Annotated in this window: 23 protein-coding genes; 9 read left to right on the top strand and 14 right to left on the bottom strand. The window is 64.3% G+C overall.

From position 1 onward, the window contains the following. The first annotated feature begins 92 nt into the window (after window positions 1-92). On the top strand, window positions 93-1,370 hold the full coding sequence (locus QX041_RS23400) for a YeaH/YhbH family protein (RefSeq protein WP_315718011.1): 1,278 nt from the start codon (window positions 93-95) through the stop codon (window positions 1,368-1,370). Then, entirely contained in the window at window positions 1,367-2,905 is a 1,539-nt protein-coding gene (locus QX041_RS23405) for a SpoVR family protein (protein WP_315828312.1), read from the top strand. The genes QX041_RS23400 and QX041_RS23405 overlap by 4 nt, the downstream gene beginning before the upstream one ends. A gap of 25 nt (window positions 2,906-2,930) precedes the next feature. Here the strand turns inward: QX041_RS23405 and QX041_RS23410 are convergent, their stop codons facing one another. Continuing rightward, complete coding sequence (locus QX041_RS23410) at window positions 2,931-3,341, bottom strand: VOC family protein (protein WP_316166630.1); 411 nt, start codon at window positions 3,339-3,341, stop codon at window positions 2,931-2,933. 151 nt (window positions 3,342-3,492) lie between these two features. Here QX041_RS23410 and QX041_RS23415 point away from each other — a divergent pair, with 151 nt between their 5' ends. Further along, window positions 3,493-4,764: a TMEM143 family protein gene (locus QX041_RS23415; RefSeq protein ID WP_315718015.1), complete on the top strand. Its 1,272-nt coding sequence runs from the start codon at window positions 3,493-3,495 to the stop codon at window positions 4,762-4,764. A gap of 368 nt (window positions 4,765-5,132) precedes the next feature. Here the strand turns inward: QX041_RS23415 and QX041_RS23420 are convergent, their stop codons facing one another. The 10 genes from QX041_RS23420 to pqqA form a co-directional block, all read right to left on the bottom strand. Continuing rightward, complete coding sequence (locus QX041_RS23420; RefSeq protein ID WP_315718016.1) at window positions 5,133-6,188, bottom strand: 2-oxoacid:ferredoxin oxidoreductase subunit beta; 1,056 nt, start codon at window positions 6,186-6,188, stop codon at window positions 5,133-5,135. Window positions 6,189-6,318: 130 nt separating this feature from the next. Then, complete coding sequence (locus tag QX041_RS23425; RefSeq protein ID WP_315718017.1) at window positions 6,319-8,169, bottom strand: 2-oxoacid:acceptor oxidoreductase subunit alpha; 1,851 nt, start codon at window positions 8,167-8,169, stop codon at window positions 6,319-6,321. Continuing rightward, entirely contained in the window at window positions 8,139-9,938 is a 1,800-nt protein-coding gene (locus tag QX041_RS23430) for an FAD-dependent oxidoreductase (protein WP_316166632.1), read from the bottom strand. The genes QX041_RS23425 and QX041_RS23430 overlap by 31 nt, the downstream gene beginning before the upstream one ends. Window positions 9,939-10,396: 458 nt before the next feature. Further along, window positions 10,397-11,068 carry a DUF4286 family protein gene (locus tag QX041_RS23435; protein ID WP_315750210.1) on the bottom strand — a complete coding sequence of 224 codons (672 nt, stop codon included), beginning with the start codon at window positions 11,066-11,068 and terminating at the stop codon, window positions 10,397-10,399. A gap of 175 nt (window positions 11,069-11,243) precedes the next feature. Beyond that, window positions 11,244-12,233, bottom strand: a complete 990-nt coding sequence (gene pip, locus QX041_RS23440; RefSeq protein ID WP_316166634.1) for a prolyl aminopeptidase — start codon at window positions 12,231-12,233, stop codon at window positions 11,244-11,246. Beyond that, on the bottom strand, window positions 12,226-13,419 hold the full coding sequence (gene pqqE, locus QX041_RS23445) for a pyrroloquinoline quinone biosynthesis protein PqqE (protein WP_316166635.1): 1,194 nt from the start codon (window positions 13,417-13,419) through the stop codon (window positions 12,226-12,228). Before pqqE ends, pip begins: the two co-directional genes overlap by 8 nt. Further along, the gene (gene pqqD / locus QX041_RS23450) at window positions 13,416-13,724 is read right to left on the bottom strand and encodes a pyrroloquinoline quinone biosynthesis peptide chaperone PqqD (protein ID WP_315828310.1); all 309 of its coding nucleotides are present in this window, start codon (window positions 13,722-13,724) and stop codon (window positions 13,416-13,418) included. The genes pqqE and pqqD overlap by 4 nt, the downstream gene beginning before the upstream one ends. Before the next feature lie 245 nt (window positions 13,725-13,969). Beyond that, window positions 13,970-14,725: a pyrroloquinoline-quinone synthase PqqC gene (pqqC, locus tag QX041_RS23455; protein WP_409977980.1), complete on the bottom strand. Its 756-nt coding sequence runs from the start codon at window positions 14,723-14,725 to the stop codon at window positions 13,970-13,972. A 20-nt stretch (window positions 14,726-14,745) separates the two neighbouring features. Next, window positions 14,746-15,675 (bottom strand): pyrroloquinoline quinone biosynthesis protein PqqB, encoded by a 930-nt coding sequence (gene pqqB, locus QX041_RS23460; protein WP_315718025.1) that lies wholly within the window; start codon window positions 15,673-15,675, stop codon window positions 14,746-14,748. A 215-nt stretch (window positions 15,676-15,890) separates the two neighbouring features. Further along, window positions 15,891-15,971 carry a pyrroloquinoline quinone precursor peptide PqqA gene (gene pqqA / locus QX041_RS23465; RefSeq protein ID WP_012029362.1) on the bottom strand — a complete coding sequence of 27 codons (81 nt, stop codon included), beginning with the start codon at window positions 15,969-15,971 and terminating at the stop codon, window positions 15,891-15,893. Window positions 15,972-16,276: 305 nt separating this feature from the next. On the opposite strand from pqqA, the gene QX041_RS23470 reads away from it, so the two are divergent. Next, window positions 16,277-16,534, top strand: a complete 258-nt coding sequence (locus tag QX041_RS23470) for a DUF6894 family protein (protein ID WP_315718026.1) — start codon at window positions 16,277-16,279, stop codon at window positions 16,532-16,534. Between the two features lie 54 nt (window positions 16,535-16,588). Here the strand turns inward: QX041_RS23470 and QX041_RS23475 are convergent, their stop codons facing one another. Beyond that, window positions 16,589-17,023: a group III truncated hemoglobin gene (locus tag QX041_RS23475; protein ID WP_315828337.1), complete on the bottom strand. Its 435-nt coding sequence runs from the start codon at window positions 17,021-17,023 to the stop codon at window positions 16,589-16,591. An 80-nt stretch (window positions 17,024-17,103) separates the two neighbouring features. Beyond that, window positions 17,104-18,207 (bottom strand): lactonase family protein, encoded by a 1,104-nt coding sequence (locus QX041_RS23480; protein ID WP_316166637.1) that lies wholly within the window; start codon window positions 18,205-18,207, stop codon window positions 17,104-17,106. A gap of 364 nt (window positions 18,208-18,571) precedes the next feature. On the opposite strand from QX041_RS23480, the gene QX041_RS23485 reads away from it, so the two are divergent. The 4 genes from QX041_RS23485 (at window position 18,572) to QX041_RS23500 (ending at window position 22,150) form a co-directional block, all read left to right on the top strand. After that, window positions 18,572-19,966, top strand: a complete 1,395-nt coding sequence (locus tag QX041_RS23485) for an amidase family protein (RefSeq protein ID WP_316166638.1) — start codon at window positions 18,572-18,574, stop codon at window positions 19,964-19,966. After that, window positions 19,966-20,442: a glutathione peroxidase gene (locus QX041_RS23490; RefSeq protein ID WP_316166640.1), complete on the top strand. Its 477-nt coding sequence runs from the start codon at window positions 19,966-19,968 to the stop codon at window positions 20,440-20,442. Before QX041_RS23485 ends, QX041_RS23490 begins: the two co-directional genes overlap by 1 nt. Further along, window positions 20,439-20,693 (top strand): DUF3297 family protein, encoded by a 255-nt coding sequence (locus QX041_RS23495; protein ID WP_315718031.1) that lies wholly within the window; start codon window positions 20,439-20,441, stop codon window positions 20,691-20,693. Before QX041_RS23490 ends, QX041_RS23495 begins: the two co-directional genes overlap by 4 nt. A 401-nt stretch (window positions 20,694-21,094) precedes the next feature. Beyond that, window positions 21,095-22,150 carry a hypothetical protein gene (locus QX041_RS23500; protein ID WP_316166641.1) on the top strand — a complete coding sequence of 352 codons (1,056 nt, stop codon included), beginning with the start codon at window positions 21,095-21,097 and terminating at the stop codon, window positions 22,148-22,150. Window positions 22,151-22,336: 186 nt separating this feature from the next. Here QX041_RS23500 and QX041_RS23505 read toward each other — a convergent pair whose 3' ends face one another. Then, complete coding sequence (locus tag QX041_RS23505) at window positions 22,337-22,573, bottom strand: hypothetical protein (protein WP_315718033.1); 237 nt, start codon at window positions 22,571-22,573, stop codon at window positions 22,337-22,339. Window positions 22,574-23,502: 929 nt separating this feature from the next. Here QX041_RS23505 and QX041_RS23510 point away from each other — a divergent pair. Further along, entirely contained in the window at window positions 23,503-23,724 is a 222-nt protein-coding gene (locus tag QX041_RS23510; RefSeq protein ID WP_316166642.1) for a hypothetical protein, read from the top strand. Window positions 23,725-23,731 lie beyond the last annotated feature (7 nt).

Raw genomic sequence — 23,731 nt, forward strand, 5'->3', positions numbered from 1 at the left:
TGCAGTGTCGGGTCCGATACTGCACCGCGGCATCGCGGCGGGGGAGAGCAGGAGTCGAAGCCGCTGCAGCAGGAGGCGTATGGAACGTGGTCATGCACATCATTGATCGGCGCCTGAATCCGGGCGGCAAAAGTCTCGAAAATCGCCAGCGATTTTTGCGCCGCGCCAAGGCCCTGGTTCAGGGAGCGGTCAAGAAGACCTCGCAGGACCGCGACATCAAGGACGTGCTGGAGGGCGGCGAGGTCTCGATCCCGCTCGACGGCATGGACGAGCCTCGCTTCCGCCGCGAGGGCGGCACCCGCGACATGGTGTTGCCCGGCAACAAGAAGTTCGTCGAAGGCGACATCCTGCCGCGCTCCGGCGACGGCAGCGGCCGCAAGTCGGCGCCCGGACAAGGCGACAGCGAGGACGCGTTCCGCTTCGTGCTGAGCAAGGAGGAGTTCGTCAACCTCTTCCTCGACGATCTCGAACTGCCCGATCTCGCCAAGCGCAAATTCGCCGAGGCCGAGAGCGAGGGGCTGGTACGCGCGGGCTATTCGACCTCGGGTTCGCCGGCCAATATCTCGATCAGCCGCACCGTCACCCGCGCCTTGGCCCGCCGCGTCGCGCTGCGCCGTCCACGGCCGGAGGCGATTGCCGAGCTCGAAGCCCAGTTGGAGCAGGAGACCGACGACGACAAGCGCGCCGCGCTTCTGGCCGAGATCGAGGCGCTGAAGGCGAAGGCCAAGCGCATCCCCTTCATCGATCCGATCGACATCCGCTACCGGCGCTTCGAGGCCGTGCCGAAGCCGATCGCACAGGCCGTGATGTTCTGCCTGATGGACGTGTCCGGCTCGATGTCGGAGCACATGAAGGACCTCGCTAAGCGGTTCTACATGCTGCTCTACGTGTTCCTGACCCGGCGCTACCGCCATGTCGAGATCGTCTTCATCCGCCATACCGATCGCGCCGAGGAGGTCGACGAGCAGACGTTCTTCTACGGACCGGCGTCCGGCGGCACCTTGGTGTCGAGCGCCCTGCAATGCATGCACGACATCGTCCGCTCGCGCTTCCGCCCCTCGGACTGGAACATCTACGCGGCGCAGGCCTCCGACGGCGACAACGCCACCTCGGATTCCGAGAACGTCGCGCGGCTCTTGACCGACAACATCCTGCCGGTGTCGCAGTTCTTCGCCTATCTCGAGGTCGGCGAATCCGGCACCTATTCGTTCGAGATGCCGGACTCGGCGCTGTGGTCGCTGTATGAGCGGCTGCGCGCCAATGGCGAGCCGCTGTCGATGCGCAAGGTCCGCGACCGCAGCGAGATCTTCCCGGTGTTCCACGACCTGTTTCAGCGTCGCGGCACCACGCAGGAGAGGGCGGCGTCATGAGCGGGCTGCTGTTCGAGGGCGCAGACTGGAATTTCCTCACCCTGCAGCGCATCCACGATGCCTGCGAAGCCGTCGCCGAGAAGGAGCTCGGGCTCGACACCTATCCCAACCAGATCGAGGTGATCACGGCCGAGCAGATGCTCGACGCCTATTCCTCGGTCGGCATGCCCCTGTTCTACAAGCACTGGTCGTTCGGCAAACACTTCGCCTATCACGAGGCCTCGTACCGCAAGGGCCTGATGGGCCTCGCCTATGAGATCGTGATCAACTCCTCGCCCTGTATCTCCTATCTGATGGAGGAGAACACGGCGACGATGCAGACCTTGGTGATCGCGCACGCGGCGTTCGGCCACAACCATTTCTTCAAGAACAACTACCTGTTCAAGCAGTGGACCGACGCCGACGGCATCCTCGACTATCTCGATTTCGCCCGCGGCTACATCGCGCAATGCGAGGAGCGTTATGGCCGGCTCGCGGTCGAGCATACGCTCGACGCGGCGCATGCGCTGATGTCGCACGGCGTCGACCGCTATCCCGGCAAGAAGAAGCTCGACTTCCGCGAGGAGGAGAAGCGCGCGGGCAAGCGCAGGCTCTACGAGGAGGGCCAGTTCAACGATCTCTGGCGCACGGTGCCGACCGGCCCGGTCAAGACCAATGCGATGCTGAACGTCGAGCGCCGTCGCGCGCTGCTCGGCCTCCCGCAGGAGAACCTGCTCTATTTCCTGGAGAAGACCGCGCCGCGGCTGGCGCCCTGGCAGCGCGAGTTGCTGCGCATCGTTCGCCACATCGCGCAGTATTTCTATCCGCAGGGCCAGACCAAGGTCATGAACGAGGGCACGGCGACCTATGTGCACTATCGCATCATGAACCGGCTGCACCAGGACGGCCGCCTCACCGACGGCAACTTCCTGGAGTTCCTGCAGTCGCACACCAACGTCGTGTTCCAGCCGGAGTTCGACGATCCGCGCTTCTCCGGCTTCAACCCGTATGCGCTCGGCTTTGCGATCATGCAGGACATCGAGCGCATCGTGAAGGACCCGACCGACGAGGATCGCGAATGGTTTCCGGACATCGCCGGCACCGGCGACGAAATGGCGGTGCTGCGTGACGTCTGGGCGAATTATCGCGACGAGAGCTTCATCAGCCAGTTCCTCAGCCCCAACCTGATCCGGCACTTCAAGCTGTTCCATTTGCATGACGATCCGGCCGAACGTGCCGGCATCCTGGTCGACGCCATCCATGACGAGCGCGGCTATCGCCGCATCCGGCGCGAGCTGTCGAAACAGTACGATGTCGGCTACATCGACCCGAACATCGAGGTGGTCGATGTCGATCTCGCCGGCGATCGCCGCCTGATGCTGCGGCATACGGTGGTCAAGGGCGCCCAGCTCAACGAGACCGACACCAAGCGCGTGCTGCAGCATCTCGCCGATCTCTGGAGCTACGACGTGTCGCTGGTCGAAGTCGACGCCGCCACCGACAAGGTGCTGAAGGAGTACGTGCTCAATCCCCGGATACAACCGGCGGCCGCCTAGCGCGGCCGCCAAGCCCTGAGCGACGTCAGATTTCCGCGAAGATCTCCAGCAGATTGCCGTCGGGATCCCTGAAGAACAGCGTCCGATGGCCGAAGGGCTGGTCCCTCGGCTGCTCCAGGAGCGCGACGCCCTTCTCCGTCAGCTCGGCCGCGCAGCGGTCGACGTCGTCGCGTCCCACCTTGAAGGCGAGTTGAAGCGCCGCGCTTCCCGGCGGTGTCGGCCGGTCCGATGTCAGCCGCTGCGGCCGAGCGAGCGCGAGCGTGTTGGGGCCGATCTGAAATTCGATCCACCCCTGCGACAGTTCCCGGAGCAGCGGGAAGCCCAGGATCTCCTCGTAGAACTGCCGCATGACGTCCCAGTCGCGGGCGAGGATCACCGTGTAGTCGATGGCGCGAATGGCGCGAAATGCGGACGCCCTCTTTACATCATTGGTCACGATCTCTCCCTCCCTCCCGGCCGGCCTCACCGAGCTTTTCCATCCCGCGTCGAGTGGCGCAAGGCTGATGAGCCCGCTATGGTGCCGGCCGTTGGCCGGGTGGTTGCAGCCGGCCGTTGCGGACGATGATCAAAGCTCGGGCGTAAGGCGCGTGGTTGGACCAAAGCAGACGGCGGCAACGGATCGGCGGGACCGGTTCATTCCGATACGCAAGTCCGACGTCCTGGACACCGTCATTTCGCATGGCGGTCTGGATGACGCCCTGGCGGCCGACCTGCGCCAGCTGGCGCACATGCTCGGCGCCATCCTGCACCACGAATATTTCGACGAGCTCGATCGGCTGCGCGACGTCTATTTCGACTTCGATCCCGAGGTCCCCGCCGGCCGCCATCGCTCCGCTCAGGAGCTCGACACCGCCTATTGCAACCTCACCGACGAATTCGTCCGGGTGCTGAGCGAAGCGAACTTCATCGAGATCAGCCACGATGAGATCGAGCGCGCCTTCGCCGAGCACGCGCTTGTCAGGGTCAAGCTGAGGGCGCCGGTCTCCGACTTTCGCGCCGTCCGCATGTTCCGGCGCGGCACGCATCAAGAGACCATCGAGGTCCCCATGCTGTATGGCCTGCGGAGGCGCAAGCAGGAGATCGAGGTCTACGACGACATCATCCTGATGGTCGCGACCAGGCCAGACGAGCCGTCTCAGAAGAAGCGCAAGACCGCCGCCTGGCGTGGCCGCAACAAGATCCGCGGCGGCGCGGTGCTGTTCAAATATTTCCGCCACATCGCGCGCTTCGACCTCGAGGCGCTGCTGCCGAACGTCCGCGTCGTCATGGGCCTGCGCGAGCAACTGACGCTGGGCGTGCCGGCGCTGGTCGGCGGCGTACCGATCCTGCTCAAGCTGGCTTCGACGCTCACCGTGCTGTTCATCGTCGCCGGCTTTTATCTCGGCCTCAGCGGCACCGTGCACGACAACGATACGGAGCAGGCGCTGGCGGCGCTGTCGGGATTGTTCGCGCTCGGCGCCTTCATCCTGCGGCAATGGGGCAACTTCCATCGCCAGTCGCTGATCCATCAGAAGCAGGTCACCGACAACATCTACTTCCGCAACGTCAACAACAATTCCGGCATCTTCAACTATTTGATCGGCGAGGCCGAGGACCAGGACTGGAAGGAAGCGATGCTGGCCTATGGCGGCCTGCTGCTGGCGTCGGTGCCGCTCTCGCGTGCAGCATTGTGCAGCCATGTCGAGGAGTTGCTGCAGCAGATGTTTGGATTGAGCCGCGCGTTCAATGTCGAGGAGGCCTTGATCAGGCTGCGGGAGTTCGGCCTTGTGACCGGCGGAGATGACGCGCTGTCCGCGCTGCCGCTGCGCGAGGCGATCGCGCAGCTCGATCGCGTCTGGGCAAGCGCGTTGCGGGCGTAATCGTCATCAACGATGACGGGCCTCATGGTTCAAGACGCGCCTGCGGCGCTCCTCATGATGAGGAGCGAGGGCGCGGCTCACCAGGATATGCCGAGCTGTCGCAACGAACGATCTGATAGTTAGTTACTCCGTCATGGCCGGGCTTGTCCCGGGCATCCACGTGGTTATCAGCGTGCCGAACGACGTGGATGGCCGGGACAAGCCCGGCCATGACGTGGAGATAGACAAGCGCAAAACTCCGATTGTGAAATGCGATAGCCCCGCCAGAAGCGGGCGCAATGCACTCCACCTTTGTCCTGAGGAGCCCGCCGGAGGCGGGCGTCTCGAAGGACGGCTACAGAGCACACGCTTTCCACGCAGCGGTCTGCCTAGCGCAGACTCGCATTGATTTTGTCGAGCGCGGCCTGCCCAGGGCACAGATCCGCTGCCTCCAGCCGGTTGAGCGGTCGCTCCACCGTGTTGAGGTGGCTGTGCAGATCGTCGGCCTCAGGGTCGACATAGAGCAGGCCGGTCACGATCTGGCCTTGCGCGGCATGTTTCTGGAGGAAGGTCATGGCGCCGAGCCGGTCGTGCGGGTCGTAGTCGGCGTCGATCTTGCGCAGCGCCAGCCTGGAGCCGTCGTGCTGCTCGACGATCTGCACCGTGCCCGGATCCTGGTCGATCTCGATCGGATCGCGCCCGGTCAGCACGTCCAACCGGTTCACGGCATCGTTGTGCTCGCGGACATAGTCGAAGCTCTTGGTTGAGCCGGCGTGATTGTTGAACGCGATGCACGGGCTGATGACGTCGATGAACGCCGCGCCCTTGTGCCGGATGGCGCCCTCGATGATCGGCACCAGCTGCTTCTTGTCGCCGGAGAACGACCGCGCCACATAGGTGGCCCCGAGCTGCAGCGCGATGCCGACCAGGTCGATCGGATTGTCGGTGTTGGTGACGCCCTTCTTCGACTTCGACCCGCGGTCGGCGGTCGCCGAGAATTGGCCCTTGGTTAGGCCGTAGACGCCGTTGTTCTCGACGATATAGGTCATGTTCACGCCGCGCCGGATCGCGTGGGCGAACTGGCCGAAGCCGATCGAGGCGGAATCGCCGTCGCCGGAGACGCCGAGATAGATCAGCTCGCGGTTGGCGAGGTTGGCGCCCGTCAGCACCGAGGGCATGCGGCCGTGCACGGTGTTGAAGCCGTGCGAATTGCCGAGAAAGTAGTCCGGCGTCTTCGACGAGCAGCCGATGCCGGAGATTTTTGCCACCCGATGCGGCTCGATCGACAGCTCGAAGCAGGCCTCGATGATCGAGGCCGTGATCGAATCGTGGCCGCAGCCGGCGCACAAGGTCGAGATCTTGCCCTCGTAGTCGCGATGGCTGTAGCCGAGTGCGTTCTTCTTGATGCCGGGATGCTGGAATTTCGGCTTTGCGATGTAGGTCATGAGAGCACCCTGTCGCCCAGTGCCGTCATGGCCGGGCTTGTCCCGGCCATCCACGTGGGAGTCCGAGGAAAGAGAGGCGTGGATGCCCGGGTCAAGCCCGGGCATGACCGTGGAGAGAGTGGCTGTAAAGTCATGACACCGCCTTGCGCAGCGGTGTGACCTTGATGTGGTCCTGGTGGTCGCCGATCGCATCGGCGATGAAGCGCGCCGTGATCGGCGTGCCGTCATAATGCAGGATCGGCACCAGCCGGACCGGGTCGATGCCGTTCTCGGTGACGATCAGCTGGCGCAGCTGCGCGTCGCGGTTCTGCTCGACCACATAGACGAAGTCGTGCTCGGCGATGAAGCTCGCCACGCTCGAATGGAACGGGAAGGCGCGGATGCGCAGGCGGTCGAGCTGACAGCCGCGCGCCTCCAGCAGTCCGATTGCCTCGTCCATCGCCGGCGCGGTCGAGCCGAAATAGATCACGCCATATCTGGTCGGCTTGCTCGCATTGGCCTGCAGCGGCCGCGGCACCATGTCCTGCGCGGTCTGGAACTTGCGCAGCAGGCGCTGCACGTTGTCGGCATAGACGGCGCCTTCCTCGGAATAGCGCGCGTAGCGGTCACGCGAGGTGCCGCGGGTGAAGTAGGAGCCCTTCGTCGGATGCGTGCCGGGGTAGGTGCGGAACGGAATGCCGTCGCCGTCGACGTCGAGATAGCGGCCGAAGTCGCGGCCTTCGTCGAGCATTTCCGCCGTCATCACCTTGCCGCGGTCATACTGCTTGGCGTCGTCCCACTTCAGCGGCCGGGACAGCCGCTGGTTCATGCCGATGTCGAGATCGAGCATCAGGAAGATCGTGGTCTGTAGCCGCTCGGCGAGGTCGAACGCCGCAGCGGCAAACTCAAACGCCTCCGCCGGATCTTCGGGGAACAGCATCACATGCTTGGTATCGCCGTGCGAGGCATAGCCGCAGGCGATCAGGTCGCATTGCTGCGTCCGCGTCGGCATGCCGGTCGAGGGGCCGGCGCGCTGCACGTTCATGATCACGGCCGGGATCTCGGCAAAGTAGGAGAGGCCGATGAACTCGGTCATCAGCGACACGCCGGGGCCCGATGTCGTGGTAAAGGCGCGGGCGCCGTTCCAGGACGCGCCAACCACCATGCCGATCGAGGCGAGCTCGTCCTCGGCCTGCACGATCGCGTATTTGGCCTGCCCGGTTTCCGGATCGTGCCGCAGTTTCTTGCAGTGGTTGCTGAACGCTTCGGCCAGCGACGACGACGGCGTGATCGGGTACCAGGCGCAGACCGTGGCGCCGCCATAGACGGCGCCGAGCGCGGCGGCGTTGTTGCCCTCGATGAAGATGCGGTCGCCGACCTTGTCGGCCTTCTTGATGCGCAGGCCGATCGGGCACTTCAAATTCTGCAGCGCCCAGTCGCGGCCGAGATGCAGCGCGTGGACGTTGGAGGAGAGCAGCTTCTCCTTGCCCTTGTACTGCTCGCCGATCAGTTGCTCGATCAGCTTCGGATCCATGTCGAGCAGCGCTGAGAGCGCACCGAGATAGATGATGTTCTTGAACAGCTGGCGCTGGCGCGGATCCGAATAGGTCGAGTTGGTGATCGCGGTCAGCGGCACGCCGATGACGGTGATGTCGTCGCGGAACTTGGTTGCCGGCATCGGCTTGGTGGAATCGTAGAACAGATAGCCGCCCGGCGCGATACCGGCGACGTCCTTGTCCCAGGTCTGCGGGTTCATCGCCACCATCAGATCAGTGCCGCCGCCGCGGGCGCCGAGATGGCCCGCTTCGGTGACGCGCACCTCGTACCAGGTCGGCAGGCCCTGGATGTTCGACGGGAAGATGTTGCGCGGGCTGACCGGCACGCCGTGGCGGAGCACGGCGCGCGCGAAGAGTTCGTTCGCGCTGGCCGAGCCGGAGCCGTTGACGTTGGCGAAGCGGACGACGAAGTCGTTTACGCTGCTGAGCGGCGCTTGCTGGGACATGCGTTACCTGCGTGAGTCGTCTCGATGAAATATTTCTGCATGTCCCACGCACCGGTGGGACAGCGCTCGGCGCACAGGCCGCAATGGAGGCAGACGTCCTCGTCCTTCACCATCACCCGCCCGGTCTTCAGATCCGAGGACACGTAGAGGCTCTGGTCGGGATGCGGCGCCGGCGCCTTCAGGCGCGAACGCAGATCCGCCTCCTCGCCGTTGTCGGTGAAGGTGATGCAGTCCATCGGACAGATGTCGGCGCAGGCGTCGCATTCGATGCACAGCGTGTCGGAGAACACCGTCTGCACGTCGCAATTCAGGCAGCGATGCGCCTCGCCGAGCGCGAGCTTGACGTCGTAGCCGAGCTCGACTTCGGCGCGGATGTCCTTCAGCGCGACCACCTTGTCGCGGTGCGGCACCTTGAAGCGCTTCTCGGACGAAACGTCGTTGTCATAGCTCCATTCATGGATGCCCATCTTCTGCGAGGAGACATGCACCTCGGGCAGCGGCCGCTCGGTGATGTCCTCGCCGGACAGCAGGCGGTGGATCGACAGCGCCGCCTCGTGGCCCTGGGCGACCGCCCAGATGATGTTCTTCGGACCGAATGCCGCATCGCCGCCGAAGAACACTTTCGGGTTGGTCGAGACGAAGGTTGTCGGATCGACCACCGGCATGTGCCATTTGTCGAACGCGATGTCGCAATCGGCCTCGATCCAGGGGAACGCGTTCTCCTGGCCGACGGCGACCAGCACGTCGTCGCAGTCATAGGTCACATCGGGCTCGCCCGACGGCACCAGCGAGCGACGGCCGCTGGCGTCATATTCGGCCTTCACCTTCTGGAAGGTGACGCCGGTGAGCCTGCCATTGTCGTGATTGAAGGCGACCGGCACGAGATAGTTGAGGATCGGAATGTCCTCGTGCAGCGCGTCCTCCTTCTCCCAGGGCGACGCCTTCATCTCCTCGAAGCCGGAGCGCACGATGACCTTGACGTCCTCGCCGCCGAGCCGTCGCGCGGTGCGGCAGCAATCCATCGCGGTGTTGCCGCCGCCGAGCACGATCACGCGCCTGCCGATCTTGTCGGTGTGTCCGAACGAGACGCTGGAGAGCCAGTCGATGCCGAGATGGATGTTCGCGGCGGCTTCCTTGCGTCCGGGAATGTTCAGCTCCCGGCCGCGTGGCGCGCCGGAGCCGATGAAGATGGCATCATAGTTCTCGGCCAGCAGCGTCTTGAGGCTGTCGACGCGATGGCCGGCCTTGTAGTCGACGCCGAGGCCGAGCACGTAGCCCGTCTCCTCGTCGATGACGCTGTCGGGCAGGCGGAATTTGGGGATTTGCGAGCGCATCATGCCGCCGGGCTTTGGGTCGGCATCGAACACGGTGCAGTGATAGCCGAGCGGCGCGAGATCGCGCGCCACCGTCAGCGAGGCCGGGCCGCCGCCGACCAGCGCGATGCGCCGGCCGTTCTTCGGGGCAGGGCGCGGCAGGCGCTGATGGATGTCGTCCTTGAAATCGGCCGCAACGCGCTTCAGGCGGCAGATCGCGACCGGGCTTTCCTCGACACGCCCCCGTCGGCAGGCGGGCTCGCAAGGGCGATCGCAGGTGCGTCCGAGAATGCCCGGGAATACATTCGATTTCCAATTGATCATGTAGGCGTCGCTGTAGCGACCCTCAGCGATCAGGCGGATGTATTCAGGGACCGGAGTGTGTGCGGGACAAGCCCATTGGCAGTCGACCACTTTGTGAAAGTAGTCGGGGGCCGAGATATCAGTCGCTCTCATTCATACCCTGTCCGCGCGGCGAACCATGAGCGCGCGGCCTTCCTGACGTGAGGACGACTGCTTGTTCAGGATCGGCTAGGGATCGATGTGGGTCCGGAGCAGGTCCTGTTCGTCGCCCTTCTGTTTTTTGAATGGCTCAATTGAATAGTCTTATCAGACTAGAGCCATTCCAAGGCGCGCACAAAGGCAAATTTGCAAAGCTGCCCCTCATGCACAGTGTGCGGCGCCGCATTGCCGGCCTGATGCTGCCACGTGTTGCGATGCGGCATTTTCGGTGACGATAGATTGCGAGGATGATGATAAATTAAAGAATGGAGGGTGGAGCACGCGGGCTGCCACGCGCTCCACCGTCATGCCCGGGCTTGTCCCGGGCATCCACGTCGTTCCCAGGATGCCGCACAACGTGGATGGCCGGGACGAGCCCGGCCATGACGATGTGGAGAGAGGCGGGATCTAACTCACTTCGCCGCCGCGATGTCGGCGCGGCTCAAGTCCCACATCAGGCGATAGATGCCGGCCGAGATCTGCGTCGCCAGCGGACCGTCGATCGCCGCGAAGCGGGTGGTCATCAAGGTGGCGATGGCATGACTGTCGGTACCGTCGATGAGGATGAACCAGTCGGCATCGCGCGAGCTCGCAGGAACTCCGGCCGCGGGACCGGAGAGGTCGGCATCGCCTTCGAGCAGATGCATTGAGATGATGCCCCTCAGCTTGCTTGGGTCGAGCTCGACCTGCAGCGCGTCGCGCAACGCTTTGTCCTGCCCGGGTTTGGGCCGCAGGCGGATGATGCCCAGCACGGCGCCGCGACCGGCGCCGATCGAGATCGTGATGCGCGCGACGCTGCGGATCATGTTCTTGAACCGCGCCATCACCGCCTTCGACCATTCCGTCGGCGACTCCAGCCGGGCGCGGTAGGCCGCGCTGTCGAGCACGTCGATCGTTTCGGTCGAATATAGGCAGAGATATTTCGGGCTGCCCTGCTCGGCGACATAGCGTCGCGCCTCGATGAAGCCGGGGATGGCCACGCGCTCTTCGAGATGTTCGCTGTCATACCAATGGTTGAAATCGGCTTCATGCTCAGCATCGATGTTCATCGATGTCAAAAGCATGCCTTTCCCGGCGATGGGCATTGCAGATGTCCTTGTTCAGCGGCCAATCCTCATGGTGAGGGCGTCACTTGGCGCGTCTCCCGGACAATGCTGCGCATTGCCTGGTGAACCATGAGGCGGGGGATGTCTGGGGCCTCATCCTTTGAGACGCCATGCCGCGCATGGCTCCTCAGGATGAGGAGAGATGACCATGTGTTTAAGGCGCAGTCGTGCGCGTCGCCATATCGCAGATGGCTTTCATGACCGCATCGCGGATGCCGGGATCATAAAGATTGTGACCTGCGGCTTCGACGACACGGATTTCGGCGTCGCGCCAGATTTCGGCCAGGCGCGCGGCGGTGGAGGGCGGACAGAGCAGGTCATAGCGGCCTTGCACGATGATTCCGGGAATCCCGCTGAGCCTGCTCGCATCACGCAGCAACTGGCCTTTCGCCATGAAGCTGTCCTGCGAGAAGTAATGCGCCTCCATGAACGGCGTCGCCGGCAAGGCGGTGCCGGAACGGATGGCGAGCCGATCCAGATGGGCGCGGGCCGGTTTGATCTCGGACAGCGCCCGCTCGGTGTCGTGCCAGGCGCGCGCAGCCGGGCCATGAATCGCCGGATCGGGATCGAGGATGCGGCGGAAATAGGCGTCGCACGGGTTGGCGCGTTCGTTCTCCGGCAGCACCTCCAGGAAGTCGCGGTGCAGGGCAGGGTGAAAGCGCGCCAGCGTCTCGCCGAAGGCCGTCTCCACTTCCGCACGGGTGCCGAGGAACGTCGCCCGCAGCACCAGCCCCGTGACGCGCGTCGGGTGCGCCTGCGTATAGGCCAGCGCCAAGGTGGCGCCCCAGGAGCCGCCGGCGACGATCCAGCGGTCGAAACCGAACTTTTCGCGGATCGCCTCCATGTCGGCGATCAGGTCGGGCAGGGTGTTGTTGTCGCGGCTGCGCGCAGGACGCGAGCGGCCGGCGCCGCGCTGGTCGAACAGCACGGCATGGAAGCGCTCGGGATCGAACAGTCGGCGGTGATCCGGCTGGCATCCGGAGCCCGGCCCACCATGCAGATAGACCGCGGGGATGCCGGCGGCGCAGCCGCTGCTCTCGACGTAGATCTGGTGACCGCCGGAGACATCTAGCCATTCCGACGTCAGCGGCGCGAACGGATCGCTGCGGCGCGCGGAGGCGCGGCCGGCTTCGGCGTCAGGCATCATTGCTCTCGGGCGTGCCGCCGGCGAAATTGCGATAGAGGAAGCGGTCCTGGCCCGAGGCCGCGTCACGCTCGGCCTGCTTGAAGATGCTCTCGTGCAGCGGCGACAGCGTACAGGCCGGATCGGTATTCCCCGCATCGCCGGTCAGCGCGAACGCCTGGCAGCGGCAGCCGCCGAAATCGATCTCGCGGAACTCGCAGGACTTGCACGGCTCCTTCATCCAGCCGGTGCCACGGTAGCGGTTGAAGGCCTCGGAGTTCTGCCAGATCCAGGCGATCGAATGGTTCGACCGCACGGACATGAAGTCGAGCCCGGTGATGCTCTCGGCGGCGTGGCAGGGCAGGATCTTGCCCGAGGGAGAGATGTTGAAGAACTGCCGGCCCCAGCCGCCCATGCACTTCTTCGGCCGCAGCGCGTAGTAGTCCGGCACGACGTAGTCGATCGTCAGCGTGCCCTTCAGCCGCTCGCGCGCCTCCTCGACCATGCGGTCGGTCTCTTCGAGCTGGGCGTAGGTCGGCATCAGGCTGGCGCGATTCTTCAGCGCCCAGCCGTAATATTGCACGTTGGCGACCTCGAGCCGGTCGGCATCGAGATCGATCGCCATCTGGATGATGTCGGGCAGCTGATGCAGGTTCTGCCGGTGCATCACGGCGTTGACCGTCAGCGGCAGGTCGAGCTCGCGGGTCCAGCGCGCGACCTCGAGCTTCTTGACGTGGCCGCCCTTGTAGCCGCCGACGCGGTCGGCGATGCCGGCCTCGCTGCCCTGGAAGCTGATCTGGACATGGGACAGCCCGGCATCGGCCAGCTCCTTCAGCCGCTCCCGCGTCAGCAGCACGGCCGAGGTGATCAGGTTGGTGTAGAGGCCGACGTCGTTGGCATGCTGCACCAGCTCGACCAGATCCTTGCGCGCGGTCGGCTCGCCGCCGGAGAAGTGGATCTGCAGCACGCCGATCTCGGCGAGCTCGGACAGCACCTTCTTCCATTCCGTGGTGGTCAGCTCCTGTCCGGCGCGATCGAGTTCCAGCGGGTTGGAGCAATAGGGGCATTGCAGCGGACAGCGATGCGTGAGTTCGAGCAGCACGGCGAGCGGAATGCCGTAGGTTTCGGCCACGGAACCGCGCCGCTCCAGCACGGCGAGGCCGTCATTGCTGTCGATGGGCGGTGAGGTGTCGGTCAGCTCGGTCATGATGTCGTCTCCCGAACCTCGGTCAGGAATCCCTTGTCGGCGAGATCCTGCAGCATGGCAACCACATCGGTCGCGATGACGTCGCGAGGCGCGGCATATTTCGCCGCGAGCTCGTCGATGATATCAGCAACGCTGCGCGCGCCATCGCACAGCTTGAGCACCTCGATTGCGATCTCGTCCGGCGCCAGCACGCGTTCCGGCGCCAGGATCACCCAGACCTGCCGGGTCTCGTCGAACTTCAGCTTGGCATGCCGCGGCAGCACCACGCGGCTGGTCTCGGCAACTTGGATGTGACGCGGGGCCATGGCGGGTCTCTAGCCGATGATTGTTGCGTTCTGTCCGATGCTGCGGCATCGGCGGTGCCCACCCTCCCCTGGAGGGGGAGGGTCGTTGCGCATCGCCCGCGATGCGCAACGGGGTGGGGTGATCTCTCCATACGCACCGCGGCAGGTGGCTTCACCCCACCCCGCCTCGCGCTTTGCGCGAGCCGACCCTCCCCCTCCAGGGGAGGGTGGCACCGGTACCCTTGAGAGAGCCGCGAAGACCACGCTCAGCCCTCCTTCGGCACGAAGGCGCCGGGCGGGATGTGGCCCTCGACATAGGCATGATACAGCGCGTCGAGCTGCACCCACAGCACGTTGGTCTTGAAGATCAGCGCGTTGCACACGGCGGCGCGCTGCTCCGGCGTGGTGGCGTGCTCCTTGACGTAATGCAGCGCGAAGTTCGCGTCGCGCGGCGCCTGGGTGAGACGGCGCTTGAAGTAGCTCATCGTGTCGTTGTTGACGAAATCGTAGTGCTCGAGCATGCCCGAGATGCGCTCTTCATGGATGCTCGGCGCGAACAGCTCGGTCAGCGACGAGGCGATCGCCTCCAGCGGCGAGCGGTCGCGGCAGAAATGCACATAGGCTTCGACCGCGAAGCGGGTGGCCGGCAGGATGCCTTCGGTCGATTCGACGTAGGCCGTGTCGAGGCCGAGGCCTTCGGTCAGTTTGATCCAGCGCTCGATGCCGCCCTCGCTGCCGACATCGCCATCATGATCCTCGATGCGGTGCCGCCATTCCAGCCGCGTGGCGCGGTCGCGGAAGCGCGTCATCACCATCGCGTCCTTCAGCGGGATCGTCGACTGGTAGTAGTAGCGGTTGAGCGCCCAGGCCTGCACCTGGCCCTTGTTGAGCTTGCCGCCGTGCAGCAGCTTATGAAACGGGTGGTGGTTGTGATAGCGCGTCGCGCCGATATGGCGAAGTGCTGCTTCCAATTCGCTTGCACTGTTCAGCGTCACGCCGCGTCCGATCGACAGCGCCGTCATTCCGCTCAGATTGACCTCACTCACAGTACGATCTCCATCCCTTCAGCGGGGATTTCCCATCCCTCGCGTTCCAACGTTTGCCGCTCGGGTGAGGCGTGCAGCCACGCCGGATTGGAGTTGTTGATGTGCAGGAAGACCTTCCTGCCGATCGCGAGGTCCGCCAGCTGCTTGATCGCGCCGCTTTCTCCGGACATCGCGATATGTCCCATGCTCTGCCCGGTCTTGTTGCCGAGTCCGGCCTGGATCATCTCGTCGTCGCGCCACACCGTGCCGTCGAACAGCACCAAGGGCGCGCCCCTCAATCTCGTTCTCAGATCATCGTCCACGCCGGCACAGGCGGCGATGACGTAGCAATATTGCCCGCCTTCGAGATCGGCGATCTTCAGGCCCAGCGTGTCGCCGGTCGAGGAGCTGCCGCCGGGATGCTGCTTGTCGCGCAGATACCACGCGCTCGTTCCCGAGACGGCGAAGGCCGTGATCTCCAGGCCCGAGGGCCGGCCGTCCTGCAGCAGCGGCCGGAACGGTACGTCGATCACGATCGGCACGCGCTTGACGGTCTCGTCCTTCAGCACATCGAAGATGTTGTTCGATCTGAGGATCGCAAGCACCTTGGGGTGCGCATGGATCGAGAAAGGTGAACTCTCGCGCATCGACAGCAGCCCCGTGACCGCGTCGATCTCGCCATTGGTCAGGATCACGCCGGCGATCGGACTGTGGCGCAGGGCGCCGGGCTTCGGATGCAGTTGCGGCGTGCGGGTAACCTGCTGGCGCAGATCGGGCGAGGCGTTGATCAGGAACCAGTTGGCGCCATCAGCGCTGACCGCGACCGAGGCCTGGCTGTTGCTGATCTCGGGATGATCGGTGCGCGCGGCACGGCACACGGCGCAGCCGCAATTCCACTGTGGCACTCCACCGCCTGCGGCGGCGCCCAGGACGACGAGGCGAAGCATGAGCCGTCTCCTGGAATTCAGCTGTGGTGGCGCACGCGATTACCAGCGGCAGGATCTCCGACAGGCAGGCTGACCAACGGTCAGGACCGCCCGCAGGGAAGGTGACGAGGGTGGGACATCCGACCAGCGTACGGGCTGGCACATACGCAGTCGCTGATCCCCACCCTCAAGCGTCGACGTCCTGATCGCCGAGACCTGGACGTCACACCCGCGAATTATTTGCGGGCCGCGCAGGCGTACATGTTGATTTCCATGCCGACCGGCACTTCAACGATCTTCGGTGCTTTCCAGGCCATTGTCCTCTCCTTCAAGTCGGGACGGTTATCGTCCTCAGCAATAAACTACCGTGCTACGAAAAGTTCGCCAGTGGAATCTTTTTGTTTGAGCCTCTCAGGCCTGTTTATTGCAGTGCGAAGTTGCAGATGCGAGTTGCTGCCGTTTTCGTCGGAACGAGCCGTGAAAACAACGAATTCGTGATCGATGGCTTCGCAACACCGTTCAATTCGGTCCCTAGCTTGGGGGGCTGAGCTGGCCGGATAAAGCAGTCGTGAGATGTTCGAGACTTCAAAACCCCAGCGCGCGACCCCATTGGAAGCTGATGATGCCTAGATATTTCTTCAACACACGGATCGGCGAGGAACTGGTCTCCGACACCGACGGCGAGGTGCTGCGCAGTCCCGACCGCGCCTGGGAAGTCGCGCGCGACATGATCAAGGAACTGCTGCGGACCGAAGGCGGCAACGCGGCGCTGATGACGGCCGTCATCGAGGTGACCGACGAGGACGGTGAGATCGTGCTGGAGTTCCCGTTCTCCGAAGCGATCTTCAACATGCCGGCGCAATCGATGACGCGCCATTGAGCGCAGAACGGCCGCATGGCCGTTTCCCGAACGCCCGCGTGCTTGCGGCCGAGATCAGACCGAATGGCGCGGGCGCGCGATGTCGCCGCGCGTGCTGGCGATGCCCATCTCGAAACTGTCGGCGATGCGGCGGGCGCGGACGATGAAGAGCTCCGCGAGCTCCGGCGCGAACAGGTCCTTCGCCGTCGCCTCGAACAGTTGCAGCCAGCGGTCGAAATGCGGCCCCTGCAACGATAGCAACAGATGCGGCCGCATCGGCGCGCCGCTGTAGCGGCCGGTCTTCAGGAACATCGACGACCAGAAATCGCTGATCCTGCCGATATGGTCGTCCCAATCCTCCACGGTACGGTTGAAGATCGGGCCGATCAGCTCGTCCTCCCTTGCGCGCCCGTAGAAGGTCTCGACCAGCAGGCGGATCGAGGCGTCGTCGAGTTCCGGATGTTGAACTGCGAGGGGATGGCGGTCAGGCTGGGCGGCAGGCATCGTCATGGCGTTGCATATAGGCACTCGCAGCGCCGATGGAAACGCCGGGCCGCCACGTCCGATCTCGTGGCGGCCCTGTCGTTCGGTCACGGCAGGCTGACGAACTCCACCCAGTTCGGCTTCTTGCCCACGGCGTAGGATTTCAGGCTCGTGAGCGCGCCGCTGGCCGGGTCGATCCGATACACCGTCATCCCGTTCGACACTTCGCCGACGGCGGCGAGATAGCGCCCGGTGGGATCGATGGCGAAGCCGCGTGGCTGGGTCTCGGTCGGCACGCTGCCGATCAGGCTCACGCGCCCGCTGGCCGCATCGACCTTGAAGCCGGCAATCGTGTTCGAGCCGCGCTCCGAGGCGTAGAGGAACTTGCCATCCGGCGTCACGTGCAGATCGGCCGCCCAGGGCTTGCCGGTGAAGCCTGAGGGCAGGGCGGTGGTGCGCTGCTGCTCGCTCCAGCTGCCGTTCTCCGCGTCATAGGCATAGACCGCGAGATCCGCGTTGAGCTCGTGCAGAAGGTAGATGAACTTGCCGTTCGGGTGGAAGATGAAGTGGCGCGGCCCTGACTTCTCAGGCGTCTTCACCGTCAGCGCCTCGTTGGCCGTCAGCGTGCCCGTCGCGGCGTCGAAGGCGAAGCCGAGCACCTGGTCGGAGCCGAGATTGGTCGCGAACACGAAGCGGTTGTCGGGCGAGGGCAGGAAGGCGTGGGCGTTCAGCCCGGTCGGGATCACCTGGCTCGGCGCCGCGACGACGCCATTGGCCTGGATCGGATTCACCGCCACCTTGTTGCCGCCATAGGAGGCGCTGAACAGCACCTTGCCGGTGCGGTCGAAGGCGATGTTGGCCATGCTGTCGGCGAGCGGGCCGTTGCCGATGTGGCTGAGCTGACCGGTCTTGGCATTGATCGCAAAGCTCTCGGCCTGGAACGGTTGCGACCGGATGCCGGCGATCAGCACCGTCTTGTCCGGGCTGACCGCGAGCGGGGTCGACGAGCCCGGCTTGTCGACGCCGACGAAGGAAGCCGTCTGCACCGGGATCATCTCGCCGGTCGCGGCATCGAACTTGAACACGTTGATGTCGTTGCTGTCGGCGTTGCCGACATAGGCATAGGTCTCGGCGTGGCCCGCGCGCGGCGCCAGCGTTGCTGCAGCGGCGAGAACGAATGTTGCGGCCATGATGGTGCCCGGTCTGATCATGTGGTTTCCCCCTTTTGTGATGTTGTTGCTTGAGGTCTTAAAGTCGAACGTGAAGCTTGACCAAGCCTGATTCCGGATCGATCGATGCAGGATGGGTATTGATCGCGACCGCACTTCGCACCCATGACACGCGGCCAGTTTGTCTCTCCGTCATGCCCGGGCTTGTCCCGGGCATCCACGTCGGTCCACGCGCGCTGCACGACGTGGATGGCCGGGACAAGCCCGGCCATGGCGAGGAGGAGAGGGCGAGTGCAACAAGACCCATGCGGTTTGCTGCCGAAGCTATGCTGGAGTGCCGCGCCGCGACGGCTTTCTCCCGGTAAGTGCTCGCGCTAGAACAAGCCCCGACACCACGGAGCTTCCCATGACCGATCTCTGGCGCCTGCCGGCTGCCGACCTTGCCGCCCTCATCAAGTCGAAGCAGGTCTCCGCCCGCGATGCCGCGACCGCGGCGCTGGCGCGGCTCGATGCGGTCAATCCCGCGATCAACGCCGTGATCGACCATCGCCCCGAGGACGTGCTGCAACAGGCGGATGCCATCGACGCCGCCTTGGCGCGCGGCGAGGATCCGGGGCCTCTCGCCGGCGTGCCGGTGACGATCAAGGTCAATGTCGACCAGGCCGGCTTCGCCACCACCAACGGCCTCAATCTGCAGAAGGACGCGATCGCCTCGGCGCACAATCCGGTCGTCAACAACCTGGTCAAGGCCGGTGCCGTGCTGCTCGGCCGCACCAACACCCCGGCGGTGTCCTATCGCTGGTTCACCAGCAACCTCATCCACGGCCACACCAAGAATCCGCGCGACCCCAGCATCACGCCCGGAGGTTCGTCGGGCGGCGCAGGATCGGCCACCGCGGCGGGCATCGGCCATATCGGGCATGGCACCGACATCGCCGGCTCCGTCCGCTATCCCGCCTATGCCTGCGGCATCCACGGCCTGCGCCCGACGGTCGGCCGCATCCCGGCCTTCAATACACAGTTCCCCGAGCGCCCGATCGGCCCGCAGATCAGCGCCGTCTCCGGCCCGCTCGCCCGCACGGTCAACGACGTCAGGATCGCGCTGGCCGCGATGTCGGCGCGCGACGTCCGCGATGTCTGGTGGATGCCGGTGCCGCTCGAGGGCCCGCCGCTGCCGAAGCGCGTCACCCTCTGCGTCAACCCGGACGGGCTGAACCCGGTGCCGGAGGTCGTGGCCGCCTTGCGCGATGCCGCCGGGCGGCTCGAAGCCGCCGGCTGGACCGTCGAGGAGATCGCGGACACGCCGCCGATGCAGGAGGCCGCGCTGCTGCAGACCCGTCTCTGGCTCGGCGACGGCTACGAGGCGCAACTCGCAGCGGCCGAGAAGGAGGGCGACCCGGGCGCGCTGGCCTGCCTGCGCGGCGTCAGCGACAAGGTTCACCCATTCGACCTGTCGCAGACGCTCGCGCGCCGCGCCGCGCTGACCCGGCAATGGCTCCTGTTCATGGAGCAGCATCCGCTGCTGCTGATGCCGGTGTCGGGCATGCTGCCGTTCGCCGATCAGCTCGACCGCAAGGACGAGGAGTCCTTCCAGCAGGTCTGGCACGCCCAGCTCACGCAGATCGCGATTCCGTTCTTCGGCCTGCCGGGCCTGACGGTCTCGACCGGCATGGTCGGCCGCGTCCCGGTCGGCGTCCAGCTGGTCGGCCAGCGCTTTCGCGAGGACGCGTGCCTTCTCGCTGGCGAAGCGATCGAGGCTGGCGGTACCCCGCCGTCGCCGATCGATCCGGTGCTGGGCTGATGGCCGGCATCTATGATTTCACCGCGACCTCGCTGAAGGGCGAGGAGGTGCCGCTGAAGCGCTTCGAGGGGCAGGTGCTGCTGATCGTCAACACCGCCAGCGCCTGCGGCTTCACGCCGCAATATCGCGGCCTCGAGGCGCTGCACCGCGCCTATGCGGACAGGGGCTTTGCCGTGCTCGGATTTCCCTGTAACCAGTTCGGCGCCCAGGAGCCCGGCACGGCCGAGGAGATCGGCGCGTTCTGCGCCGGCAAGTACGACGTCACCTTCCCGCTGTTTGCGAAGATCGACGTCAACGGTACCGATGCACATCCGCTCTACAAGTTCCTGAAGGGCGAGAAGACCGGCCTCTTGGGCTCGGCGATCAAATGGAATTTCACCAAATTCCTGGTCGATCGCCGTGGGAATGTGGTGTCGCGCCATGCGCCGACCACCACGCCCGAGGCGTTGAAGAAAGAGATCGAGGCACTGCTGTGAGCGACAACGAGACGACTGCGACCCCATTTCCTGACCGGCTGTCGGTCGATCCGAAGAGCCCCTATTACAATGCGGAGATCCTGTCGCGCGACGTCGGCATCCGCTTCAAGGGCGCCGAGAAGACCAATGTCGAGGAATACTGCATCAGCGAAGGCTGGATCCGCGTCGCCGCAGGGAACGCCAAGGACCGCCACGGCAACCCGCTGACCATCAAGGTCCACGGCCCGGTCGAGCCGTATTTCAAGGATTGAGGCGACTGCGCTGCGGGCCTCTGGTGGTCGTATCCGCCAACCTCTGGCCTCAGCGATGAGGCAAACCGCCAACCCAGGACTCATCATGCCCGGGCTTGTCCCGGGCATCCACGTCGTCATTCCAGGCGCACGACATGGATGGCCGGGACAAGCCCGGCTATGACGGTGTGGAGAAGGGCGGGGTCGAAGCAGCTTTAGCACCCGCGTCGCGATGGGTAATTTTGAACGTTGGTCGTAGATATTTGAGCGTCGTTCAAAATTATATTGAACGTCGCTCACATTCCGCTACACTCACCCATATCCGCCCCGTCGGCACCGGTTCCGACGCGCGACGTCCCCAGGCGTTTGCGCGATCGGACCCCTGCGTGCCGTCTCCAGCGAGATCACAGAGGGTGAAGACGATGTCCTATTCGGAACAAGATCTGCGCGCCGCAGCCGGGGCCGGCGCGATCGGGCCCGACGAGTTGCAGCGGTTGCTGACTTACCTCGAGCAACAGGCGAAGGCGGGTCCCGCGGCGCACGCCAAATTCGATGCCGCGCATCTGCTCTGGTACGCCGGCGCGCTGATCGTCATCGGCGCCATGGGCCTGTTCTCGACCGTGGCGTTCTCGCAGATGGGCGGCCGCGCCCTGACGGCCTGCGCGCTCGCCTATGCCGCCGCCTTCGGCTTCGCCGGCGACCACCTCTGGCGCCGCGACCTGCGCGTCCCAGGCGGCCTGCTGATCGCTATCGCCGTGTCGATGGCACCGCTCGCCGTCTACGGCGTCCAGGCCGAATTCGGCTGGTGGGGAAAGTTCGGCAAGCCCGGCACGGTCCACGACTTCTACGTCTGGATCAAGGGCAGTTGGCTGTTCATGGAGATCGCCACCATCGCGGCGGGCGCGATCGCGCTGCGCTTCTATCGCGTGCCCTTCATCGTCGCGATCATGTCGGTCGCACTGTGGTTCATGTCGATGGACCTCACGCCCTGGATCTTCAACGTCAGCCATTTCGACTGGGAGATGCGCCGCATCGTCTCGATCTGGTTCGGCCTCGGCATTCTCGCGGTGGCGTGGATCGTCGACTACAACAGCCACAGCCGCGACTTCGGCTTCTGGATGCACTTGTTCGGCCTGATGGCCTTCTGGGGCGGCGTCAGCGCCACCGAAGGCGCCACCGAGCTCGGCAAGGCGATCTACTGCCTGCTGAACGTCGGCCTGCTTGCGATCGCCGTCATCATCGTCCGCCGCGCCTACGCCGTCTTCGGCGCGATCGGCATCACGATGTATCTCGGCCACCTCGCCGACGTCGTCTTCAAGGACTCGCTGCTGTTCCCGTTCGCACTGTCGCTGATCGGCATCGCCGTGGTCGCGGTGGGGCTGGCGTATCACCGGAAGCAGGGGGCGATTGCGGAATGGCTGGCCGCCAATTTGCCGGCGTCGGTGTTGCGGCTGCGACCGCAGGGCGCGGTGGAATAACGCTTGGACGCCTCTGAGCGCGCCTCCGTCCTTCGAGACGCCCACGGTCGGCGGGCTCCTCAGGACGAGGTCCGTATCGGCAGCGACAGCATAAACCCTCATGGTGAGGAGCGCCGCTCGCGGCGCGTCTCGAACCATGAGGCCCTAGCACGCGCAACTTGCGCCGCGAGCGGACCTCGACGAAGTTCACCGTGCTGTTGTTACGATGAACCCTTCGCTCCGAGCATCTTTGTCGAGTTCATATTCGTCGACATGGAAGTAGTTTGGATAGTCACGAAAGCCTTCGAATTGAATCTTGCGCTTTCTTGCGGCATCCGCTTCGGCAGCGCTGCTGTAAACCCCGATCAGTTTGTTATCAGCGCAGTCGTCATCGAGACGGTCGGCAGTTGGCCGCATATGCCAGAGCAGGAAAACGCTACCCATTGAACGGTTCTCCTGGCATCTAGCCCTTATTTGGAAGGGAGTCGCGACTACGGTGTGAAAGCTGCGATCAGGACTGCCGAGACGAATATTGTCGAAGAGATCAGGAAGATCGCAATGTTGGCTCCTTTCCAGGCAATCAGTCGCGCTCGCAGATTTAGAGTCCAAACGCTGTGGCCCGCGGCCTCAAGTTGCTTCGCGGTCCTGACGTTGCTCCACATCCCGCCGCACCACGCCAGCAGGGCGACTACACTCCAAAAAATAGTGCGCATTTTGCGGTTCCGGGGTCGTTCTACACCAGATGCGGCCTGCAGAATTCCTCACATGTTCCGAATTGCAGTGAATGTCCCGAGTGCAAGAGCCACACTGAGTGCCCATTCATGTGGAGTTACCCTAAGCCACGGGACCAAAGGCCGTACAGAACGGCCGGTGTCGAACACCAGACGAAAAAATAAAAGATCAGTCTAAGAAGGTCGTTGTCATTGCGCCGGTAGAAGGAATGGTCCGGATTGGATGTCTGCTTCTCCTCCTGAACCAAAATGCGAAACCGCCATGCAAACACAAGCGTTCCAACCAAAATCCAAATTTGCAGCAGAATGGAGAACCAGGGGATCATTAGCGTTTCTCAGATGCTGCCCGATCTGCGAACCCAAGAGGGGCTACCTGCAATCGAACGTATGTTGGTCATGTTATACGTGTTTTTGCGCGCAAACGAAGCGGCTTGGCGGTCGGTTGAATAAGGCGAAATCATATAATGAAGTTTCGCTAAACGTTGAGCCTTAAATCGAAAGACTGGGATTTTGCGGTTACGGTGACGCTGCATAAAACTGTTCGTCGAGAACGGCGATGTGGCCGCGCTCCCCCGCGGTCCTTGCTTCGCGTCAGCCTGTTGCCGTCCTGGACGTCCATTTCATGAGTAAGGACTATTGATCATGCCGACTGGCACAGACGTCACGACGGAGCCGCTCACGCCCGAAGGCTTTGCGCCCTATGGCTGGGTGCGCGGCAAGCCCTGTCCGGAGGCGTCAGGCGCCATCGCCTTTAAATGCGCCGCGAGCGCGTTCTGGCATGAGCATGATTTCAACGCGCGCGCAGGCGGCGAGGTCGAGGTGCTGCGGGTCACCTACCGGCCCGGACGTCGTCCAGCGCCGTGAGTTTGGG

The sequence above is a fragment of the Bradyrhizobium sp. SZCCHNRI2009 genome, assembly GCF_032485115.1.
Taxonomy (GTDB): Bacteria; Pseudomonadota; Alphaproteobacteria; order Rhizobiales; family Xanthobacteraceae; genus Bradyrhizobium.

Excerpts from the sequence above, each read along its gene's own strand:
- QX041_RS23490 (WP_316166640.1), top strand. The coding sequence starts at position 19,966 with ATGGCCGGCATCTATGATTTCACCGCGACCTCGCTGAAGGGCGAGGAG.
- QX041_RS23400 (WP_315718011.1), top strand. The coding sequence starts at position 93 with ATGCACATCATTGATCGGCGCCTGAATCCGGGCGGCAAAAGTCTCGAA.
- QX041_RS23420 (WP_315718016.1), bottom strand. The coding sequence starts at position 6,188 with ATGACCTACATCGCAAAGCCGAAATTCCAGCATCCCGGCATCAAGAAG.
- QX041_RS23435 (WP_315750210.1), bottom strand. The coding sequence starts at position 11,068 with ATGCCCATCGCCGGGAAAGGCATGCTTTTGACATCGATGAACATCGAT.
- QX041_RS23500 (WP_316166641.1), top strand. The coding sequence starts at position 21,095 with ATGTCCTATTCGGAACAAGATCTGCGCGCCGCAGCCGGGGCCGGCGCG.
- QX041_RS23470 (WP_315718026.1), top strand. The coding sequence starts at position 16,277 with ATGCCTAGATATTTCTTCAACACACGGATCGGCGAGGAACTGGTCTCC.
- pqqE (WP_316166635.1), bottom strand. The coding sequence starts at position 13,419 with ATGACCGAGCTGACCGACACCTCACCGCCCATCGACAGCAATGACGGC.
- QX041_RS23510 (WP_316166642.1), top strand. The coding sequence starts at position 23,503 with ATGCCGACTGGCACAGACGTCACGACGGAGCCGCTCACGCCCGAAGGC.
- pqqA (WP_012029362.1), bottom strand. The coding sequence starts at position 15,971 with ATGGCCTGGAAAGCACCGAAGATCGTTGAAGTGCCGGTCGGCATGGAA.
- QX041_RS23475 (WP_315828337.1), bottom strand. The coding sequence starts at position 17,023 with ATGACGATGCCTGCCGCCCAGCCTGACCGCCATCCCCTCGCAGTTCAA.
- pqqC (WP_409977980.1), bottom strand. The coding sequence starts at position 14,725 with ATGACGGCGCTGTCGATCGGACGCGGCGTGACGCTGAACAGTGCAAGC.
- QX041_RS23430 (WP_316166632.1), bottom strand. The coding sequence starts at position 9,938 with ATGAGAGCGACTGATATCTCGGCCCCCGACTACTTTCACAAAGTGGTC.
- pqqB (WP_315718025.1), bottom strand. The coding sequence starts at position 15,675 with ATGCTTCGCCTCGTCGTCCTGGGCGCCGCCGCAGGCGGTGGAGTGCCA.
- pip (WP_316166634.1), bottom strand. The coding sequence starts at position 12,233 with ATGCCTGACGCCGAAGCCGGCCGCGCCTCCGCGCGCCGCAGCGATCCG.
- QX041_RS23505 (WP_315718033.1), bottom strand. The coding sequence starts at position 22,573 with ATGGGTAGCGTTTTCCTGCTCTGGCATATGCGGCCAACTGCCGACCGT.
- pqqD (WP_315828310.1), bottom strand. The coding sequence starts at position 13,724 with ATGGCCCCGCGTCACATCCAAGTTGCCGAGACCAGCCGCGTGGTGCTG.
- QX041_RS23485 (WP_316166638.1), top strand. The coding sequence starts at position 18,572 with ATGACCGATCTCTGGCGCCTGCCGGCTGCCGACCTTGCCGCCCTCATC.
- QX041_RS23425 (WP_315718017.1), bottom strand. The coding sequence starts at position 8,169 with ATGTCCCAGCAAGCGCCGCTCAGCAGCGTAAACGACTTCGTCGTCCGC.
- QX041_RS23480 (WP_316166637.1), bottom strand. The coding sequence starts at position 18,207 with ATGATCAGACCGGGCACCATCATGGCCGCAACATTCGTTCTCGCCGCT.
- QX041_RS23405 (WP_315828312.1), top strand. The coding sequence starts at position 1,367 with ATGAGCGGGCTGCTGTTCGAGGGCGCAGACTGGAATTTCCTCACCCTG.